This window comes from Actinomadura nitritigenes (genome assembly GCF_017573545.1).
In the GTDB taxonomy this organism is placed as follows: Bacteria; Actinomycetota; Actinomycetes; order Streptosporangiales; family Streptosporangiaceae; genus Spirillospora; species Spirillospora nitritigenes.
This window is the reverse complement of record NZ_JAGEOK010000027.1, coordinates 58,998-78,899: the sequence shown is the minus strand read 5'-3', so window position 1 is coordinate 78,899 and position 19,902 is coordinate 58,998. Positions and strand designations below refer to the sequence as shown.

The window sequence follows — 19,902 nt, the reverse complement described above, 5'->3', positions numbered from 1 at the left end:
CCTTCACCGCCCTCCCCGCGAACGCCCCCCGGAGCCTTGTGTGCCTGTATGAGATGGCGCCCCGCCAGGGCGCCGTGACCGCCTTGGTTCGAAGATTTGCAAAGTAGAGTGAGATAGTGATCTCTCCGCCAGAAGATCCCCTGATCAGCAACCAGCCGTTGACGCGGAGCGCCGCGGAGATGTTCGTGACGTAGCGGTCTGACGGCGTTCGGGCAGGTGGATGAGGCGCCAGGCGATCAGGGCGGCGGCGATGTAGGCGGCGCCGACCAGGAGGAACGACAGGGCCGCTCCGGCGGTCCAGCCGGGAGCGACGGCCAGGACGGCGCCGGTGGAGGCGATGCCGACCAGGGAGCCGAACTGCCTGTTGGCGTTGAGGACCGAACCGGCGGTGTTGGCGTGCCGGGTGCCCGCCGCGTTCACCGTGGCCGCCGTCATGGCGGGGGAGATGAAGCCGCCGGCGATGCTGGTCAGGCCGAGGGCGACGGCCAGCATCCAGTACGGGGTGGAGGGCGACAGCGCGACCAGGGCCAGCGAGGCGACCCCCGCGCCCAGGAAGGAGACGGCCAGCAGCGGACCGGCCGCGATGCGCCCGGAGATGCGGGCGAAGGCGATGTTGCTGAATGGGATGAAGATCGTGAGAGGCAGGATCTCCAGCCCGGCCTGAAGCGGGCTCGCGCCGCGGGCGTGCTGGAGGTACAGGCCGATCATGAACAGCGAGCCGTAGAACGCGGCGTTGAACAGGAAGCCCACGGCGTTGGCGCCGGCGAAGCGGGCGCCGCGGAACAGTGTCCAGGGCATCACCTGGTTGGTGGTGCGGCGCTCGCGGGCGATGAGCAGGACGGCGGCGAGCATGGCGGCGGCGATGGCGCCGATCACCGGGGCCGAGTTCCAACCGAGCTGCGGCCCCTCGATCAGCGCGAAGCTGATGCCGGCCAGCCCGACGATGACGGCGGCGTGCCCGGGAGCCGCCAGCGGCCGGGCGTCGCCCTCCTCCCCGGTGATGTGCCGGCGGGTCAGGAGCATGCCCGCGATGCCGACCGGCAGGTTGATCAGGAAGATGCTCGGCCAGTCGAACGCGCCGACCATGAGGCCGCCGACCGTCGGGCCCAGCGCCATGGACGAGGAGACTATCGCCGACCATACGCCCAGCACCCTGGTGCGTTCTCGCGCGTCCGGGAAGGCCCGCACCAGCAGCGCGAGCGAGCTCGGCATGAACAGCGCCGCCCCGGCCCCCTGCAGGAGCCGCGCCGCGATCAGGACCTCGATGCCCGGTGCCAGCGCGCAGGTCAGCGATGCGCCACCGAAGATCGCCATGCCCCACATGTAGACCCGTCTGGCGCCCACCCGGTTCGCCAGGCCGCCGGCCAGCATCAGCAGGGCGGCGAAGGTGAGAACGTAGCCGTCCACAGCCCAGGTGAGCTGGGAGAGGGAGGCGTGCAGGCGTTCTTGGATCGTCGCTCCGGCGACCTGCATCACGGTGGTGTCCAGGCTCGCCATGACGAACCCGGCGGCCAGCGCCGCGATCTTCATCGGGCCCGGCGGAATCTTGGGCATGATCGACCTCGCATCTCCGGAACTAAATGGACGGGTGAAGTCCGGATCGGGACGCTAGTGCAACCGGACTCCTATTGTCCACTTAAATCGGACTAGATCCGTCCACTTGCTAGGGTGGCTGCATGACAGCAGCACTCGCGGTGGACCGGCTCCTGGACGACGGCTCCGGCCGACGCCCGCGCGCCGACGCCCGGCGCAACGTGGCACGCCTCGTCGTCGCCGCCCGTCAGGCCGTCGTCGAGGGCGGCGAGATCACCGCACACGAGATCGCGCGCCGCGCCGGTGTGGGCATCGGCACGTTCTACCGCCGGGTCGGCTCCCTCGAGGCCCTCCTCGATGCGGTCCTCACCGAGGTGCTGGAAGAGATCATCGCCAAGGGCGACGAAGGGCTGGCCGATCCGGACCCCTGGGCGGGCTTCACCAGGTTCGCCCTGTCCTACATTCACCTGCGCAACGAGCTGTGCGACGTGAACAAGCGCCTCGGCGATGTTCTGGACCACTCCAGGGCCGAGCTGCGCCACCGCATTCGGCTCCTGGTGGAGCGAGCCCAGCAGGCAGGAGTGATGCGCACGGATGCGACCTGGGAGGACGTGGCATTCCTCATGGTCGCCGCGTCCTCCACCGGGCCCCACACCCTGGGCCTCCAGGCGGACACCCGCCAGTGGGACCGCAATCTCCAGGTCGTCCTGGACGGCCTGCGTAACCCCGATCCCGGCCCCCTCCCCGGCGAACCGCCCGTCCTGGACCCCCGACCGGAAGTCCCCTGACCACAGCCGGGCCGGCTACGCCGGCATCACCGCTGGTCGCGGGTGGCGGCGCCGAGCTGCTCGCGCACGGCCGCGGCGTCGGCGCGCGCGTCCTCCAGCGCGCGTCGCAGCTCGGCCTCGGCGGCCTTGCGGCCGCCGCGTTCGACCTCCAGCTCGGCGCGCGCGGTGTCGCAGTCGTGTTCGGCGTTCTGCAGTGCCTCGCGCAGCCGCGCGTTCTGCTGCTGCCGACCCGAATTCTGTCCGTCAGCCACTCGGCCAGCCCGTCCTCATCCGCCCGGGTCGACTTCTGGAACCAGTCGACGCGGCCTTGGGCAAGGCATCCACGTGCCGGGGGAACCGGCCCTCCTACTCAAAGGACTTCATCAAGAGGTCGAAGCCCAGACGCGTCGCCTCGGGGTTGTTCCCCACCAGATCCCAGTCGCCGTCCAGCAGCGTCCACGCCGCGATCAGCTCCTCCGGCTCCCACTCCCGACGCATCCGAACCTGACCTCGACCCGACCGTCTCCGACGCGAAAACGATCGTGCGAGCCCCCAACCAATCCGCCGCATTCCCCGCTCGCAACGATCACCAACCGCAATGCGACCTCTCACTCAGCTACCTGGCGGCTGGGGACAGGTTCGGGAGCGGAGGGCTGGATCGGCCGGGCCTGACACATCAGCCCGCGATCCAGGACACACAGCGCAGAAGTTGTCTTCGCTCGGACAAGGAGTAACCTAGGCCAGGAATGACCGACCGGTCGGTCAACGAATCGAGGATGTGCGATGCCTTTCGTCCAAAGCAGAGCAGGGCAGGTGTTCTATACCGAGCAGGGCCGTGGTCGGCCGGTCGTGCTGCTGCACGCCGCACTGCACGACCACACCGACTTCGACGCGGTGGCCGAGCCTCTTGCGGCCGCCGGCCATCGCGTGCTGGCCGTGGACTGGCCGGGTCACGGTCGTTCCGAGACACCGACCAGGGGGCCGCGGTCGGTGGCCGCGCCGCTGCTCGCCGGTGTCCTGGCCGATCTCGTCGCCGAGCTGGACCTGGAGCGGGCCGTCTTCGTCGGCAATTCGGTCGGCGGGTACGCCGCGGCCAGGCTCGCGTTGGACCACCCGGACCGGGTCGCCGGGCTGGTCCTGGTCAATGCCGGCGGGTTCGTCAAGGTCCCCCGCCTCGCGGCCCGCGCCTTGGGTGTCCCGGCCGTCAACCGGGCGGTGTTCCCCCGGCTCGTTCCCCGGTACATGAAGCCGGACAGCGACCGGCTGCACGCCATCACCCGCCGGGTCCAGGACAGGGCGCGCAGCAGGACGGGCGCCGCGGTGTCCGCCGCGCTGTGGCGCAGCATCGCCGATCCGGCCTACGACCTGCGGGCCGACGGACCCCGGCTCGGTGTACCCGTGCTGCTGGCCTGGGGGGCCCGCGACATCATCCTCCCCATGTCGGCCGCACGCCAGACGCAGGCGGCGATACCCGACGCGGACCTGCGGACGCTGCAGACCGGGCACGTGGCCTTCGCCGCCGATCCGGACGGCTTCCTGGGTCTGGTACTGCCCTTCCTGGAATCGGTGGAGACCGCCGGGAGCGCGCAGTGAGCACCGGCGTCCGGCAGCAGCGCGCGGCGGCCACCCGCCGGCAACTCATCACCGCGGGCCTGTCCCTGGCAGAGCGGACGGGCCTGGCAGGCATGAGCGTCAATCTCATCGTCGCTGAGGCGGGTGTGGCCAAGGGCACCTTCTTCCACCACTTCCGCGACCGGTCGCAATTCCTGCTGGCGCTGCACACCGAGTTCCACGACCGCGCATTTGCAGAGATCAACAAGACGATCGCGGGGATGGCCCCGGGCCGAAGTCGGCTGCTCGCCGCCGCGAACGCCTACCTGGACGAATGCCTGCGCCATCGTGGTGTCCGCGCACTGCTGCTGGAGGCCCGTGTCGACCCCGCGATCATCGAGGCGATCGCGTCCCGGAACAGAACGGTCGTCCAGCTGACCAGTCCCGACTTCGCCGCCATGGGCCGGGCGCACCCCGAGCCGAGCGCCGCCATGTGGAACAGCGCCGTCGTGGAGGCCGCCATCCTCGAACTCAACCAAGGCGGCCACCAGCCCCACATCCGAACAGCACTGGCCCAGTTCCTCCCCGAATAGCGGATTCCAGCGAATGGCGAAGCAAAGACCATCATCGCGGCGCCCAAGCGCCCAAGCGCCCAAGCGCCTAACGCCGAAGCGCCCGCTCGGCCGTACGCCAGCACCGGTCGCGGGCTCTCGCATCAAATAGGTCCCCGCTGTGGCAGGCGTGCCACAGGCGGCACCCCTGAGGTTCCTTCCGAGATGCGGAGGGAGCTGACAGCAGGTAGGGGATGTATTGCGCCACTGAGCCGAAGCCGTTCTTGATGGTCTGCGAGATGACCGGTTATTTTGTCGAGCAGTTCTGGCCCGGAGATGTCGCTCTGTCTTGGCCCAAGGGCTGAGGTCGGCGTGGGCCGTGGGCGGGTCGGCTTGGATAGGCTTGTCAACGTTTCCTCGCCACGGGTGGGGGGACTTCCACCCTGATCGTGGACACCGGTTGCTATGCGGCAGCGGTCAGCGTAGTTGATCGCTTCTCATACTCTGTCGGGCTGAGATAGCCAAGAGCCGAGTGGCGGCGGTGGGTGTTGTAGAAGGCCAGCCGGCCAAAGACCGCCAGGCGGGCCTGGGTGATGGTGGACCAGCCGCCGGCGCCTCGGCCAGGGCGTTGTCGGCGCTGGAACCGGCCGCGCCCATCGACTGGCGTATCCCGGCCGCCGCGCACGCGCCGGCGAACGCGGCTGATGTGTACTGGGCGGACTCAACCGGTCGTCGCAACACCTCGATCTCGGAGGTGTTGATGGGGCGTCCAGCTGGGTGGATGCAGGCATTGACGGGGCGGTCACCGATGAAGTCGCCGGGTGCGCCGGCGCATCGGCGGGAGATCGAGCGGGCGTTCTGGCGGGAGATCGCGAAGGGGCTTCTTGCGGAGGAGGCGGCGGCTGCGGTCGGGGTGTCGCAGGCGGTGGGTGGCCGCTGGTTCCGGCATGGTGGCGGCATGCCACCGATGGATCTTGCCCCGCTCTGCGGCCGGTACCTGTCCTTCCAGGAGCGGGAGGAGATCGCGATCTGGAAGGCGCAGGATGTCGGGGTTCGGGAGATCGCCCGGCGGCTTGGCCGCCACCCGTCGACGATCTCCCGGGAGCTTCGGCGCAACGCCGCGACCCGCGGCGGCCGGCTGGACTACCGCGCGTCGGTCGCGCAGTGGAAGGCCGATCTGGTGGCCCAGCGTCCCAAGGCAGCCAAGCTGGCCACTGACGATCGACTGCGCCAGTACGTGCAGGAACGGCTGTCCGGTCAGATCCACGGGCCGGACGGGGCGGTACTCGGACCAGCGGTCGGGCCGTGGAAAGGGCGAAACAAACCGCACCGAGGAGACCGCCGGTGGGCGAGCGCCTGGAGTCCGGAGCAGATAGCCAACCGGCTCAAGGCCGACTTCCCCGAAGATGAGTCCATGAGGATCAGCCATGAGGCGATCTACCAGGCCCTCTACGTCGAGGCCCGGGGCGCGCTCAAGCGCGAGCTTGTCGCCTGCCTGCGCACCGGTCGTGCGCTGCGGGCTCCCCGAGCCCGCTCCAAGCGCAAGGCGTGGGCGCACGTCACACCTGAGGTGATGATCAGCGAGCGACCGGCCGAGGCCGATGACCGCGCCGTCCCCGGGCACTGGGAGGGCGACCTGGTGATCGGGTTGGAGCGGTCGGCGATCGGCACGTTGGTCGAGCGCACGACCCGCTTCACGATGCTGGTCCACCTGCCTCGCCAGGAGGGATTCGGCGTCACCCCCCGGACCAAGAACGGGCCGCCGCTGGCCGGCTACGGCGCTGAGACGATGAAGAACCCCCTCGCCACCACCATCGGTGCCCTACCCGAGCAGCTGCGCCGGTCACTGACCTGGGACCGGGGCAAGGAGTTGTCAGCACACGCCCAGCTCACGATCGAGACAGGCGTGCCGATCTTCTTCGCCGACCCGCACAGCCCTTGGCAGCGCGGCACGAACGAGAACACCAACGGCCTACTTCGCCAGTACTTCCCGAAGGGCACTGACCTGTCCCGCTGGAGCGCCGACGACATTGCGGCAGTCGCGGCCGCTCTCAACGCCCGACCTCGTAAGGCCCTCGGCTGGAAGACGCCTGCCGAGGCCCTCGATGATCACCTACTATCGCTCCAACAGGCCGGTGTTGCTTCCACCGGTTGAGTCCGCCCAGTTCACCTCCTGGGCCTTCACCGAACGCGCCCGCAAGGCCGGGCTGCTCCCTTCCCTGGGAACCGTCGGCGACCCCTACGACAACGCCGTCGCCGAAGCGTTCTGGGGCCGGATGCAGACCGAACTGCTCAACCGGCGGCGCTGGAACACCCGTCTCGAACTCGCCAACGCGATCTTCGAGTACATCGAAGGGTTCCACAACCGCACCCGACGCCACTCCGCACTCGGGTGGAAGACACCACAAGAGTTCGAACAACACCACCAACTCCAGGCCACCATCTCCTCACACGCGTGACCGCGAAACCGGGGGAACATCAATCTACTGATGCCGCGTGCACGTCGATGGCGTCACGGATCTGGTCGCAGTCTTCGACGATGTCGTCGATATCGCCGTTCTGGACCTCCATGATCGCCATGTTTGGGCCTCGGTGCGGACGATGTTCGCCTGTTCTGCGGTCATCGCCACATCCAAATTCTCGCTGGCGGTACGGTCAGGCCGTTCGATCGGTCATGCCGCACGGGGCGTGCCTACCCGTCCTGCAGTTGACGGTAGAGAGGGGTGTCGTGGATGCCGAGCACGGTCTCGATGGTCTCGGCGGCGTCGAGGCACAGGTCCTCCCGGAAGCGGGGTCCGATGATCTGGACGGCTTGAGGCAGGCCGTCCCGGACGCCGACCGGGACCGTCACGGCGGGCAGCCCGAGCACATTGACCGGCAGGACCATGCGCATGGCAGTGATGAGTTCCTCGGTGGTGTCGGGAACCTTGAGGTCCCAGCCGACGGGGAACGGCGGCTGCGCGCAGACCGGGGCGAGGATCAAGGGGGACTCGGCCTGGAACCGGGCCCACTGCGCCGCGACGCTCTTGCGGGCGCCGTAGGCCATGCCGTGCGCGACGGGGTCGGGTGCGGGGAAGAGATGAAAGTAGCCGTCCTCGACGACGGTCCGCAGCTCCTCGGAAGCCAGCGGGCCGAGCCGCTGCCACGCCCATCGGAACTCGCTGGCGGCCAGGATGTTCCACAGCTCCACGGCACGGTCCACCTGCGGTGGCTCGTCCTCCTGGACGGTGTATCCGGCCTCGGCGAGGACCTGGGCGGCGCGCAGCACGCCTGACTCCACCTGCGGATCGACGCCGTCCCACAGGGTGAGCGCGACACCGATCGGACGGGAAAGCGGGGGACCCTCCAGCGGGACGGGCACCTGCCACGGGTCCCGCGGGTCGGCTCGGCAGGCCGCGGCGAACGCCGGGCGCAGATCCGCCACCCTGCGCGCCATCGGTCCGTTCGCCTGGAGCAACTGCAGGCTCATCGGCAGTTCGGCCGCGGCCTCCGAGTGCGCCGCGATCCGCCCGAAGGACGGCTTGAGCGAGGCAACACCACAGCACTGCGCGGGGAACCGCAGCGAACCGCCAAGGTCGTTGGCGATCCCCAGCGCGGTCATCCCCGTGACGAGCGCGACCGCGTCACCGCCGCTGGAGCCTCCGGGGGTGCGGGCGCGATCCCAGGGGTTGAGGGTGGTGCCGCCGATCCCGCTGGTCGTGTGGTAGCGGAACCCGGCCTCGGACATGTTCGTGCGGCCGATGGGTATCGCGCCCGCCGCCCGTAAACCGGCCACGATCGGAGCGTCGGCCGACGCAAGGGCCTGGCCGAGCCCGGCGAAACCGCGGGTGGTGGCGTTGCCCGCCAGGTCCAGGTTCTCCTTGACCGTGAACGGCACGCCGTGTAGCGGCCCGACCTCCTCACCGGCGGCCAGACGGCGGTCCGCCCCGTCTGCGGCCGCCAGGGCCTCGTCCGCCAGGACCACCCTGATCGCGTTCAGCTCGGGGTTGACCGCCCCGATCCGGTGGAGCACGCCCTCGACCACCTCACGGCTGGACACCTCCCGTGCCCGGACCGCACGCGCCAATTCCAACACCGACGAAAACATCAGAAAATTCCTTTCACCAGATCAACCTTGTCCCTGCGCCCTTGGCGGGATCGTCGTCCTCGAAGGTCATGACACCGTGGCGTCGACGAGCCGTTCGGCCGTCCGGCGGGCACGCGCGGCGGCGTCCCGGTCTCACCCACGACGAAACGCGCGTAGAGCGTCCAGCATGGGACGTCGCTGCAGTCGCGGCGGCCCTGGGCCAGCCGCGACTGCAGCGAAAAAGGGTCAGAATGGCGGCGCCGGCGTTAGTTCTCGCCGGCTACGGCACGGTTCTCCTGCCACCGCTGCACTGCCGTCTGTACGGCCTCTTCGTCTTCGAGTGCATGCCCACCGGATGCGCCTGCGGCACCGAGAATCACCCCGCCGTCGGTGATCAGGACACCGCCCGCCCACGGGATGAAGTCGCCGCCGTAGAGGTGCTGGATGCCGTCGATGATCCCTCCGGGGAGTTTGATCGAGCCGGAGGGCTGCAGCGCGAACAGCGCGGTGCGCGCCTTGGACACCGCGATGCGGCTGGTCATCGGCATACCACCGTCGTCTCGCCGCAGGGCCGTCACCGCTCCGACGACATCGATGACGGCCACCGCGAGCGGCGGGAAGCCTCGCTCCGCACCGACCGCCAGCGCAGTGCGCACCAACCAGTCCGCCTCGGCCGACTTCAGTCCAGGAAGACGCGGAGTATCAGACACGGGCACGGGCTTCTCCAAGATTCTCATTGGGCGGTGACGGGGTTCTCTGGGCCCAGGGGCGCGCCTGCTCGAGTTGCGCGGCAATGGCGATGAGGAGGTCCTCGCGGCCGTGGGCGGCGGCGAATTGGACGCCGATCGGAAGCCCCGCGCGATTCCAGTGGAGCGGAAGGCTGACGGCCGGCTGGCCGGTGATGTTGAACGGTCTGGTGAAGACGATGTACCTGGCGCCCAGCGCCGCGGCCTGCCGCGGATCCCCGCTGTAGGACCCGATGGCTGGGGCGGGGGCGGCCGTCGTCGGCGTCAGCAGCAGGTCGAACCCGTCCGCCCACCACTGCTGCATCTGCCTGCGGTAACGCACGCTCTCCGCGTACGCCTGCAGGTAGTCGTCGGCGAGGACCCGCTTGAGCTTCTGGTAGGCGGCCCAGGTGAGCGGCTCCATGTCCGCGGCGGTCAGGTCGCGGCCGAGCGCGTCGGCGAGGTGGCGGAATGAGCCGAGCATCGGGCTTGTGGCCATGAGCGCCAGTGGGCCGTCGGCGACGTCGGCCTGTCCGAGGACCGGGGGGAAGGCGGATTCGACCTGATGTCCGAGTTCTTCGAGCAGAGCCGCCGCGTCGTGAACGGCTGCGGCGCAGTCGGCGTGGACGGCTCCCCCGGAGGGCAGGCGATCGAGAACGCCGATGCGGAGCGGGGCGGGAGCCGCGTCGAGTTCGCGGACGTAGGGCCGATCGGGTGCCGGTGCGACGACGAGATCGCCCACCGATGGCCCGCAGACCGCGTCGAGGAGCGCCGCCGTGTCGCGGACGGTGCGGCTGACCGCGAAAGACACCGCGGGCCCCCATTCGTCCGCGAAGGGGCCGGCGGTGATGCGGCCGCGCGATGGCTTGAGGCCCACGAGGCCGCTCAGGGCGGCCGGAATGCGGATCGAGCCCGAGCCGTCGGATGCGTGCGCGATCGGCACCATGCCGGCCGCCACCGCGGCGGTGGCGCCGCCGCTCGAGCCCCCGGTCGAGTAGGCGGGATTCCAGGGGTTGCGCGTGGGGCCCCAGGCTCTCGGTTCCGTGGTCCCCATCGCGGCGAACTCGGGCGTGTTGGTACGTCCCACCGTGATCAGGCCGGTTCCGCGGAACCTGCTGACGAGCGTGGAGTCGGCGGTCGACGGGACCGCGAGGTCCTTCAGCCTGCCGTTCCCGTTCGACATCGTCTGCCCGGCGTAAGGCGCCATGAAGTCCTTGAGGAGGAAGGGCACGCCGGCGAACGGCCCTTCCGCGGCTTGGTGCGCGACGAGCGATCGTGCGTGGTCGTACCACTCCATGACGACCGCGTTGACGGCCGGATTCAGCGCCGTGATCCGCTCGATCGCCGCGTCCACCAGTTCGAGCGCGGTGACCCCGCCGGACCGGACCAGGCGCGCCTGGTCCGTCGCGTCCATCCATCGGGTCTCACGCGCCAGCCCCCGCAGCGCGACATCGGGTGCGAGGTGTTCGTGGGGCATGGGTCATTCCTCCGTCGCCGGGTCGACGCCGCTCTTCAACTCCACGAGCACGTTTCTGTATCGTTCGCCGCCTTGGTTCTGGAAGCTGTGAAGCTCTCCCGAGTCGTGCCATTCGACCGCGCCGGCCTCGAGCGTTCGCTCCGCGGGCGGACCTTGCGGGCTTTCGACGCTCAACCGGCCGTCGGTGAGATTCACCAGAAGATACGGGCGCAGATGGTGGTGGAGCGGCAGCGAGTCGCCCGGGGCCACATCGACGAGCCATACCCGGATAACGTCGTTTTCGAAGATGATCTCGTTTCCAACGGGATGCAGCTGTTCCTTCATTGTCCTGCTTTCCTATTCTCCCTGTACGGGCCGTACGGGCCTGGGTGCCGGTCGAAGGACGGAGTCCATCCCCGATCGCAGTGACACCGCCACGCTCCGGCGGGGGTTCACCACCTGGCACACGGTTATCTCCAGAAGGAGCCCGACCGCCAGGTAGGCGTCGCGGTGGGCGATTCCCTGGGCGTCGGCGAATCGCGTCACACATTCCTGAACGGCGACCTCGAGGGCCTCGTCGAAGGTGTCGCCGACGCCGATCACCCACGCCCGCCGGCCCATCGTGACGACCGGCGCGCGGCCCGGCCACGGTTCGCCGCCGACGACCGAGAGGTCGACGATGCCGTCGACCTCGACGCCGGTGCCGCAGACCTCCCCGTCACCGATGGCCGTGTGCACATCGCCCAGGTACAGGCCGGCGCCGTCGACCCGCGCGCGCAGCCAGACCGTCGCTCCCGGGCCGCAGTGTGCGAAGTCCAGGTTCCCGCCGTGGAAGCCAAGATCGCGGGGCTCCGTGGGATCGGAGGGGAGAAGCCCGAGCGTGCCGACATGAGGTCTGGCCTCGAGGTCGACGGTCGCGCCGCCGCCAAGCCAATCGATCACCGGGCGCCGGGCGCCGAGACGCCGGACGTGGAATTCGACGTCGGAGCCGAAACCCAGCCCAGGCCGAGTCCACGTGTGCCCCCACTCGCTCGCCGGACGTACGGACCGCAGCTGGATGCCGACCGTGTCTCCCGCGCGGATCCCCTCGACCCCGATGGGGCCGGTCACCGGGAACAGTGCGGCCTGATCGATCGCGTCCGCCGAGACCGCCTCGTGCATCTGACCGCCCGACGCATCGATCGTCCGCACCCGGAAGTGCTCGCCGAGCCGCACGCGGGCCGCCATCGGCACGTCGGGGCCCACGGTGTACGTCACCGCGTCGATGTCCGTCTCCTCGGCGACGTCCGTGTCCGTCTCCCCGGTGATCTCCGTCATTTCGCCTCCGGCGCGAGGACGAAGGGCTGGTCGAGCTGCGCGCATTCGGCGGAGATCTCGGCGCACACCCTCTTCAGGTCCTCGCCGCGGTCGCGGATGTCGTCGTCGCTCCATTTCGCGCTGACATTGGCGATCGCCGCCGCGCCGAGAATCTCGGATCTCGCGTTGACGATCGGGGCGGCGATCGCGGAGATGCCCACCTCGACGTCACCGATGCTGACGGCGTATCCGATGTTCCGGATCCGTTCGAGGTCGGCTCGGATCGCATCGGGTTCGAGCGGCGTTGCGTCAGTGAAGGTCGTGAGCGTGCGGGAAAGGTACTGTCCGCTCAGCCGTTCAGGACCATGGGCCAGAATGGCGCGGGACGCGGCACCGACATGCAACGGAAGGCGCTTGCCGATGTCGCAGTAGAACTGCACGTCGCGGTTGGCGTTGACTTTGTCGACGAACACGACGTGGTCGCCGTCGGGAATGGCGACGGTGATGGATTCGGCGTAGTGCTCCGCGAGCGCGGCCAGTCGTTCCGCCGCCACCGTACGCAGTTCGGTTCGTTCCAGGCGGGCGGTGGCCATCTCAACGATCTTCCAGGTCAACTCGTAGCCGGCCCGCCGGGAGGGCGCCTGCCGGACGTACCCCTCCGCGATCAGCGTGCAGGCGACCCGGTAGGCCGCCACCTCGGAGGTGCCCAAGGCGTCGGCGAGCGCCGCGAGCGTGACCGGTTCTCGCGCCTCGGCTATGACCTGCAAACCCTGGAGGACTCGACGCGCCGAGGAAAGGACGTTCTTGCTCTCGGCGTCGGACCGCGCTGGAGCGTCGTCTGCGCGGTCCGGCGCGGGCGCCGGACCGGCGTCCGGACGCGGCGAACGTGACGAGGACTTCATATCGAGATCCGGACCCATCCCTCTACTTCCATTGGCTTTCTGGTCGACATTCTGCTCACCCTCCCTCGGGCCGATGGCGGACCGCCGTCCCCGGCGGGCCGCCATCGGCGTCCGGACGCCGGTTACGTATCGGAGCCGGCCGTGACGACTTCCGGGTGTCGTTTGCGATAGGCCCGCAACCAGACCCATCCGGCCACGGTCGCCAGTCCCGCGACGATGACCATCAGCATCAACGGCACCGACGAGCCACCCGTTTCACCGACCCAGGCCAGTGCCGGGATCGGCAGGACCGCCCCGGCGATGATCCCGCTCAGCGCGATGCAGACGCCCACGCCGATGAACCTGAACTCCACCGGGAAAAGCAGCGATATCAGCCGCGGCGCGACGCCCCCGAACGCCCCGTACCCGATGGCGCCGACCGCCATTCCCGTCCAGAGCAGGACCGGGACCTGCGCGTCGATCAGCGCATAGGACGGCACCGCCCAGACCACGAACCAGATGCCCGACGCGAGCACGACACGGTCCGGGCCGAGCCGGTCGCCGTACCGGGCGGTGACGGTCACGACGGTGATCAGCAGGACCGAGGTGATGATCAGCCCGATCTGCGCATCGACCGGCGCGAGGTCGGTGCGCCACGACGACACGAAGGCGATGACGCTGTTCAGGAACGCGTAGCTGAACGCGAGCGGACCGATCCACAGCAGTGTGGCGATCACGAGTGGCTGAGCCGAACGCCGCAGAAGCACACCGAAGGAGACCCGGCCGTGCTTGACGGCGCCTTCCGTCGCCCTGACGAACTCCGGCGTCTCGGCAAGGCGGGTACGGATCGCGAGGCCGATGACGAGCAGGACCGCACTCAGCAGGAAAGGCACCCGCCACGCTCCCGCCCGCCACGTCTCCGGGGAGACCGCCAGGGTACTGATCACGAGAACGATGCCGCCCAGCAACGACCCGAGCATGTTCCCGATCTGCGGGAAGGCCCCGTAGAGCGTCTTGTGGTGAGGCGGGGCATGCTCGACGGCCACCACGACGGCCCCGGGGTACTCGCCCCCGATCGCGACTCCCTGCAGCAACCTCAGCACGGTCAGCAGGATCGGGGCCGCCGCTCCCACCACCGCATAGGTGGGCAGCAGACCGACCAGGACCGTGGCGCTGCCCATGAAGGCCAGCGACAGCAGCACGGGAGCGCGCCGCCCCCATCGATCGCCGACGCGGCCGAAGATGATCGCGCCCAGCGGCCGCACGAAGAAGGCCAGGGCCTGCGTGGAGAACGCGAGCAGGGTCCCGACCCATGCCGCGTCGGTGGGGAAGAACAGCGGTCCGAAAACGGCGCCCGCGGCGTAGGAGTAGATGATGAAGTCGTAGAGCTCGATCGCGTTGCCGAACATCGTGGCGAACGCGACGCCGCGCGGCGTCAGAGGCCGACGTCCGGCGGTCGGGGAAGCCGGGCTCGCGAGCATGACCGGTTCATCGGTCGCCATGACCGCCCCCTTGTCCGGCCGGCATGTCCTGTGCGGGCGCGGTCCGGTTCGGCGTCGCGCATGGTCGGGCGTGATGGGCGGCCACGAGGGCTGCCGGTGGATCGTGCTGATCCGCCACGGTGGGGTCTCCATTCGGTGGCAACGAACGATGTCGGACGGAACCGCTGGGAGCGGTGCGCCCGAGTACGGCGCATGGCCGCCTCCACGAGTCGCGTGTGCTGTCGCTCGGGAGCGGTCGCCACAGCACTTACGCTATATGTAAGTGAACTTACTTATAGCGTTAGAACGCCCACACGTTAAACAGGACTCGTCTGGAAAGTCAACGGGCCGTGCGATGTCAGGCCGAGGTCAGTTGCAGCCGACGATGTGCCTGCGGTCCGTTCCGCAGAGAGGAAGACAGGCGGTCAGTGGCGCTCATCGCCGCGTTCTCCGCGCGTTCGCGGCAATGGCGGTGGGCGCCGACGCGCCCGCGACGAAAAGAGAAGACCGCCTCCTCTCGATGAGGAGGCGGCCGGCCGGCGTCTTCGAGACGGGGCGGTACCCGCGGCGTCCGCCGGGCAACGCCGCGCCGTGCGGCGTCACACGAGTTGGGCCTGGAGCCTGTCGGCGGTCTCCAGCAATACGGGCAGCACACGCTCGCGCATCTCCTGGCTGGATATCCGCTCCAGGGTGGCGCCGACGTTCAGGGCCGCGATCACGGTGCCGTCCCACCGGCGCAGCGGCACCGCGGTCGAGTGGAAGCCGGCCTCCACATCGTGGGCGACGTACGCGCGGCCGGCCGCCGCCACCTCCGCGATCTTCCGCTCCAGCGCCGCGACGGCCTCCTCGTCCCCGTCCGAGTGGGTGACCAGATGCCGGTGGCGGCGCTCCTCGTCCAGGGCGCCCAAGAGGACCAGCCCCAAGGCCGACCGGAGGGCGGGCACGCGGAAGCCGACCCCCTGGCCGATCGGCAGGGTGTGCCGCGGCAGCCCCCGTGCGATCATCACGGCCGCCGCGCCGTCCAGGACCGCGGCCGTGCATGATGCCCGGAACTCCTCGGCGAGCCTGTCGCACACCGGTTGCAGCACGTGGCTCACGGGGTTCGTGGTCAGGTAGGCCGAGGCGAGCGTGAGGACCTTGGGCCCCAGTCGGTAGGCCTTGTCGTCGGGGATCACGTAGCCCAGGTGCGTCAGCGTGAGGAGGGCGCGGCGCACGGTGGCCCGGGGCAGTTCGAGCTTGCGGGCCAACTGGGCTTGGGACAGGCGTTCCTCGGTGTGCTCGAAGGCGGTCAGGACGAGCAAGCCGCGTTCGAGGGCCTCGGAATAGTCCGCGTGGTTGCTGCCGTCCAGTTCGCGCGCGGCCCGCCGGGCCTCATCCCGTGCGTTGAGCTTCGCCATCGATCCCCACTTTGTTCGATTAACGCACACTCCGTACGGAATATAGCAGCGGATCGCTGCCCAGATCTTGCGACGGGCGACAACGTCTGCCTACATTGCTCATATCTGAGCATAGTGTTCGTTAATCGAACATATGGAGGTCGCCCATGCGCGCTGAGGACAACCGGAAGATCACCGAGACGGGGCCCGGCACGCCCGGAGGCGCCTGGATGCGCCTGTACTGGCAGCCGGTCGCGCTGACGGAGGAAATGGAGGGCGAACGTCCCGTCGTCCCGGTCCGGATCCTGGGCGAAGACCTCGTGCTGTTCCGCGACGACGACGGCGCGATCGGCCTCATCGACCGCCGATGCGCGCACCGCGGCGCCGACCTGTCGCTGGGGCGGCTGGAGGACGGCGGGCTCCGCTGCTACTTCCACGGCTGGCTCTTCGGCGCGGACGGGTCCTGCCTGGACACGCCAGCTGAGCCGGCGGACAGCAGGCTCCGCTCGAAGGTGCGGATCCGGTCGTACCCGGTGCGGGAGCGCAACGGGATCGTGTGGGCGTTCCTCGGAGACGGAACGCCGCCGAACCTGCCCGCGCTCGACTGCCTCATCGCCCCGCAGGAGTACACCTTCGCGTTCAAGGGCTACCTCGACTGCAACTGGCTGCAGGCGCTCGAGGTCGGCATCGACCCCGCCCACGCCTCATACCTGCATCGGTTCGAGAACGACGAGGACACCGCCGACGGCTACGGCAGGCAGTTCCGCAACGCCTCGCTCGGGACCGACCTGCCGATGACCAGGATCCTCCGCGAGTACGGGCGGCCCGAGATCCTCAACGCGCGCACCGAGTACGGCCAGCGGCTCGTGGCGTTGCGCAGGCTGGACGGCGAGGGCCTGGACGGCTCGTCCACCCACGTGCGGATCACGCATCAGGTGTTCCCGCACGGGATCACGATCCCGCTGAGCGCGACGATGGCGATCACTCAGTGGCACGTGCCGACCGACGACGTGTCCTGCTACTGGTACGCGATGTTCACCAGCCTCGACGAGCCGGTGGACAAGGCGACTATGCGCGCCCAGCGCCTGGAGGGCATCACCCTGCCCGACTACAAGCCGGTGCGGAACAGGGCCAACAACTACCGGTTCGACCCTCACGAACAGCGGACGCAGACCTACACCGGACTCGGACGGGACATCAACGTGCACGACCAGATGGCGGTCGAGGGACAGGGCCGCATCTACGACCGCAGCCACGAGCACCTCAGCCGGTCCGACCGGGCGATCGTCACCTACCGGCGGATGGCCCTGCAGGCGATCGACACCGTCGCCGAAGGCGGCAGCCCCGAGACCCTGCTGACGGACACCGCGGATGTGGAGAGCCGCGGGCCGATCCCGCTGGACGGCATCGGCCCCACGGGAGAGTGGGAGCAGTACTGGGCCCGCTCGATCGCCGACCTGCGCAAGGCCAGCCCGTGGGCGTCCCGTCTGCAGGCGGCGCTCGCGACGGGGCCGGCCGGCGTTCCGGGCTCGGAGATCGAACCCGACCGCTCCGGGTCGCCCGACGCATACGACCGCTCGAACGGCTGAGCGGACCGCCATGGGCTTCATCGAGAAGTTCGGCTTGTGGACCGAGGAGCAGCAGGAGGCAGCCCGTGCCGTCCTCGCCCGGATCGAGGCCGAGGAACTGCGGTCGGTCCGGGTGTCCTTCGTGGACCAGCACGGACTGCTGCGCGGCAAGACGATCCCCGCGAGCGGACTCGCCGCCGTGTTCGGCAGCGGCGTCAACTGCGTGTCGACCCTCCTGTCGAAGGACACCTCCGGCGCCACCGTCTTCGCGGCCTTCGACGCCGACGGCGGACTCGGCGTGGCCGAGATGGCCGGCGCCGCCGACCTCGTGATGGTTCCGGACCCGACCACCTTCCGCCTCGTGCCGTGGGCGGATCGGACCGCCCGGGTGCTGTGCGACCTGCGCTTCCAGAACGGGGCGACGGTACCGTTCTGCAGCCGCGGGTTGTTCCGGGCGGCCCTCGACCGCGCCGGCGCGGCCGGGTACGGCTACGTGGCCGGTCTGGAGATCGAGTTCCACCTATACCGGCGGGCGGAGCACAGCCCGAACGCCGACGGCATCGGCCGGTCCACGTACCCGACTCCGGTGGAACCCATCAACCAGGGCAACCAGCTCCTCGCCGAGGACCGCGGCGACGAGGTCGAGCCGGCCACCCGGCGGATCCGCGAGGCCCTCGAACGGATGGGCATCGAACTGCGCACCATCGAGGTGGAGTACGGCGCCGACCAGCTCGAGGTCACGCTGGACCCGGTGGCCGGGCTCGGCTCCGCCGACGCCATGGTGCTGCTGCGCAGCACCATCAAGCAGATGGCACGGCGCACCGGCTACCACGCCACCTTCATGTGCCGGCCGCAGCTCACCGGCAGCAAGGCGAGCGGCTGGCACCTGCACCAGAGCCTGGTCGGCACCGGGGCGGACGCCGGCCGCAACATGTTCGTGCCGAAGGACGGGCAGGAACCGATCTCGCCGATCGGCCGGCACTTCATTGCCGGTCAACTCGCCCACGCGCGCGGCGCCTGCGTGTTCGCGAACCCGACCGTCAACGGCTACAAACGTTTCCAGCCGTACTCGATGGCCCCCGACCGGATCGCTTGGGCGCGCGACAACCGGGGCGCGATGATCCGGCTCGTCGGCTCGGCCGAGGAGGACTCCACGCACCTGGAGAACCGGATCGGCGAGTCCGCGGCCAATCCCTACCTGTACATGGCGTCCCAGCTCCATTCCGGTCTGGAAGGCATCGACGCCGGGCTGCCGCTGCCTTCGTCCGCCGACGACCCCTACACCACCGAGGCCGGGCGCCTGCCGGCGAACCTGCGGGAGGCCGTCGACTCGCTGGAGGCCGACACCGGCCTGGTCAAGGCGATGAGCCCGCAGTTCACCGCGTACTACGCCGCGATCAAGCGAGCCGAGATCGCCCGCTTCGAGCGCACGGTCACCGACTGGGAGCAGCGTGAGTACTTCGACCTTTTCTGAGAACCCATGGACATGATGGACCTGCCACTGCGCGTCACGCGAATGACCTGGGAGGCCGAGGGCGTGGCCGGGGTGCGCCTGTCCGCACCGGACGGGCGGCCGCTGCCGCCCTGGGAACCCGGCGCGCACATCGACGTCCGGCTGCCGTCGGGACTGACCCGCCAGTACTCGCTCTGCGGGGACCCGCGGGAGCGCCGGCATTACACGATCGCGGTGCGGCTTGTGGCCGCCGGACGAGGCGGCTCGGCGGAGATCCACGGTACGGCGCTGGTCGGCCGGGAGTTGGTGGTGACCGGGGTGGGCAACCATTTCCCGCTCGGCGACGCGGACGAGTACCTGCTGATCGCCGGCGGCATCGGGATCACGCCGCTCCTGCCCATGGCCCGTGTCCTCGCGGCACGCCGGGCGACGTGGACGGCGGTCTACTGCGGCCGTGGCGCCGCCACGATGCCCTTCCGCTCCGAACTGGCGGCCACCGGCGCAGACCGGGTCCGGTTCGTCGACACCGCGACCGAACCGCGCCCGGATCTCAAGGCGCTGATCGGCGGCCTCGGAGCGAGCGCCGCGGTCTACTGCTGCGGCCCGAACAACCTCCTGGACAGCGTGACCGAGATCTGTGCGGCCACCGGCATCAGCTGCGAGACCGAGCATTTCGGCGCCGCCGCCCCGAGCTCCGGCACCGGAGACGGCGAAGCGGTCGAACTGGAACTACGCCGCTCCGGGACGACCGTGCTGGCCGCCCCGGAGACGACGCTGCTTCAGGCGATCCGGAACGCCGGAGTGGACATCGAATCCGACTGCGAGGAGGGCTACTGCGGCACGTGCGAAACCCGTGTCCTCGACGGCGTTCCCGACCACCGCGACGTCGTGCTCTCCAAGGCCGAGCGGGCCTCAGGCCGAACGTTCCTGCCCTGTGTGAGCCGGTCGCACGGCCACAAGCTCATCCTCGACCTCTGACAGAGATGATGCAGGTGAGCATCTCGCGATGGGGTCTGACCCGGGCTCTGACGGGCTTCGGGCCTTTGACCGGGCCTGTGGCCCTGGTCGGCAGGCGCTCATGTGAAGCGCCCCGGTCCCGATGGAGGCTCGACCAGACGGGGCGCTTCACAGCGTGAGGGCAGTTGGTGCATGCGGGCGACGCCCCCGGAGATCTTCGTCCATAGGCAGGCACCAACGA

At 69.6% G+C, this 19,902-nt stretch carries 19 protein-coding genes; 8 read left to right on the top strand and 11 right to left on the bottom strand.

Annotated elements, in window-relative coordinates; translation table 11 throughout:
• Positions 1 to 144: 144 nt before the first annotated feature.
• Entirely contained in the window at positions 145 to 1,554 is a 1,410-nt protein-coding gene (locus J4557_RS34735; protein ID WP_208271014.1) for an MFS transporter, read from the bottom strand.
• 122 nt (positions 1,555 to 1,676) lie between these two features.
• On the opposite strand from J4557_RS34735, the gene J4557_RS34730 reads away from it, so the two are divergent.
• A complete protein-coding gene (locus J4557_RS34730) occupies positions 1,677 to 2,321 on the top strand; it encodes a TetR/AcrR family transcriptional regulator (protein ID WP_208271013.1) in 645 nt (214 codons plus the stop codon).
• A 26-nt stretch (positions 2,322 to 2,347) separates the two neighbouring features.
• On the opposite strand, the gene J4557_RS34725 is transcribed toward J4557_RS34730, so the two are convergent.
• Together J4557_RS34725 and J4557_RS51200 are read right to left on the bottom strand one after the other, a co-directional pair.
• Positions 2,348 to 2,572: a hypothetical protein gene (locus tag J4557_RS34725; RefSeq protein ID WP_208271012.1), complete on the bottom strand. Its 225-nt coding sequence runs from the start codon at positions 2,570 to 2,572 to the stop codon at positions 2,348 to 2,350.
• Positions 2,573 to 2,666: 94 nt separating this feature from the next.
• Positions 2,667 to 2,798 (bottom strand): hypothetical protein, encoded by a 132-nt coding sequence (locus tag J4557_RS51200; RefSeq protein WP_279576281.1) that lies wholly within the window; start codon positions 2,796 to 2,798, stop codon positions 2,667 to 2,669.
• 285 nt (positions 2,799 to 3,083) lie between these two features.
• Here J4557_RS51200 and J4557_RS34720 point away from each other — a divergent pair, with 285 nt between their 5' ends.
• The 4 genes from J4557_RS34720 (at position 3,084) to J4557_RS34705 (ending at position 6,861) form a co-directional block, all read left to right on the top strand.
• Entirely contained in the window at positions 3,084 to 3,893 is an 810-nt protein-coding gene (locus J4557_RS34720; RefSeq protein WP_208271011.1) for an alpha/beta fold hydrolase, read from the top strand.
• Entirely contained in the window at positions 3,890 to 4,444 is a 555-nt protein-coding gene (locus tag J4557_RS34715; RefSeq protein WP_208271010.1) for a TetR/AcrR family transcriptional regulator, read from the top strand. The genes J4557_RS34720 and J4557_RS34715 overlap by 4 nt, the downstream gene beginning before the upstream one ends.
• A 739-nt stretch (positions 4,445 to 5,183) precedes the next feature.
• Positions 5,184 to 6,557, top strand: coding sequence for an IS30 family transposase (locus tag J4557_RS34710; RefSeq protein ID WP_208271085.1), 1,374 nt, complete (start codon positions 5,184 to 5,186; stop codon positions 6,555 to 6,557).
• Entirely contained in the window at positions 6,508 to 6,861 is a 354-nt protein-coding gene (locus tag J4557_RS34705; RefSeq protein WP_208271009.1) for an integrase core domain-containing protein, read from the top strand. The genes J4557_RS34710 and J4557_RS34705 overlap by 50 nt, the downstream gene beginning before the upstream one ends.
• Before the next feature lie 233 nt (positions 6,862 to 7,094).
• Here J4557_RS34705 and J4557_RS34700 read toward each other — a convergent pair whose 3' ends face one another.
• The 8 genes from J4557_RS34700 to J4557_RS34665 all read right to left on the bottom strand — a co-directional run bounded on the left by J4557_RS34700 (position 7,095) and on the right by J4557_RS34665 (position 15,704).
• Positions 7,095 to 8,489: an amidase gene (locus tag J4557_RS34700; protein ID WP_243776814.1), complete on the bottom strand. Its 1,395-nt coding sequence runs from the start codon at positions 8,487 to 8,489 to the stop codon at positions 7,095 to 7,097.
• Between the two features lie 245 nt (positions 8,490 to 8,734).
• Positions 8,735 to 9,196 carry a GlcG/HbpS family heme-binding protein gene (locus J4557_RS34695; protein ID WP_208271007.1) on the bottom strand — a complete coding sequence of 154 codons (462 nt, stop codon included), beginning with the start codon at positions 9,194 to 9,196 and terminating at the stop codon, positions 8,735 to 8,737.
• A complete protein-coding gene (locus tag J4557_RS34690; protein WP_208271006.1) occupies positions 9,171 to 10,670 on the bottom strand; it encodes an amidase in 1,500 nt (499 codons plus the stop codon). The genes J4557_RS34695 and J4557_RS34690 overlap by 26 nt, the downstream gene beginning before the upstream one ends.
• Positions 10,671 to 10,673: 3 nt before the next feature.
• Positions 10,674 to 10,994 carry a cupin domain-containing protein gene (locus J4557_RS34685; protein WP_208271005.1) on the bottom strand — a complete coding sequence of 107 codons (321 nt, stop codon included), beginning with the start codon at positions 10,992 to 10,994 and terminating at the stop codon, positions 10,674 to 10,676.
• Positions 10,995 to 11,006: 12 nt separating this feature from the next.
• On the bottom strand, positions 11,007 to 11,894 hold the full coding sequence (locus J4557_RS34680) for an acetamidase/formamidase family protein (RefSeq protein WP_208271004.1): 888 nt from the start codon (positions 11,892 to 11,894) through the stop codon (positions 11,007 to 11,009).
• Between the two features lie 68 nt (positions 11,895 to 11,962).
• A complete protein-coding gene (locus J4557_RS34675; RefSeq protein WP_208271003.1) occupies positions 11,963 to 12,865 on the bottom strand; it encodes an IclR family transcriptional regulator in 903 nt (300 codons plus the stop codon).
• A 104-nt stretch (positions 12,866 to 12,969) separates the two neighbouring features.
• Entirely contained in the window at positions 12,970 to 14,328 is a 1,359-nt protein-coding gene (locus J4557_RS34670; RefSeq protein WP_208271002.1) for an MFS transporter, read from the bottom strand.
• A gap of 578 nt (positions 14,329 to 14,906) precedes the next feature.
• A complete protein-coding gene (locus J4557_RS34665) occupies positions 14,907 to 15,704 on the bottom strand; it encodes an IclR family transcriptional regulator domain-containing protein (RefSeq protein ID WP_208271001.1) in 798 nt (265 codons plus the stop codon).
• Positions 15,705 to 15,850: 146 nt separating this feature from the next.
• Between J4557_RS34665 and J4557_RS34660 the strand changes: the two genes are divergently transcribed.
• The 3 genes from J4557_RS34660 to J4557_RS34650 are packed head-to-tail and all read left to right on the top strand — an operon-like array spanning position 15,851 to position 19,682.
• Positions 15,851 to 17,272 (top strand): Rieske 2Fe-2S domain-containing protein, encoded by a 1,422-nt coding sequence (locus tag J4557_RS34660; protein ID WP_208271000.1) that lies wholly within the window; start codon positions 15,851 to 15,853, stop codon positions 17,270 to 17,272.
• A 10-nt stretch (positions 17,273 to 17,282) separates the two neighbouring features.
• The gene (locus J4557_RS34655) at positions 17,283 to 18,725 is read left to right on the top strand and encodes a glutamine synthetase family protein (RefSeq protein ID WP_208270999.1); all 1,443 of its coding nucleotides are present in this window, start codon (positions 17,283 to 17,285) and stop codon (positions 18,723 to 18,725) included.
• 6 nt (positions 18,726 to 18,731) lie between these two features.
• Complete coding sequence (locus J4557_RS34650) at positions 18,732 to 19,682, top strand: PDR/VanB family oxidoreductase (RefSeq protein ID WP_208270998.1); 951 nt, start codon at positions 18,732 to 18,734, stop codon at positions 19,680 to 19,682.
• Positions 19,683 to 19,902 lie beyond the last annotated feature (220 nt).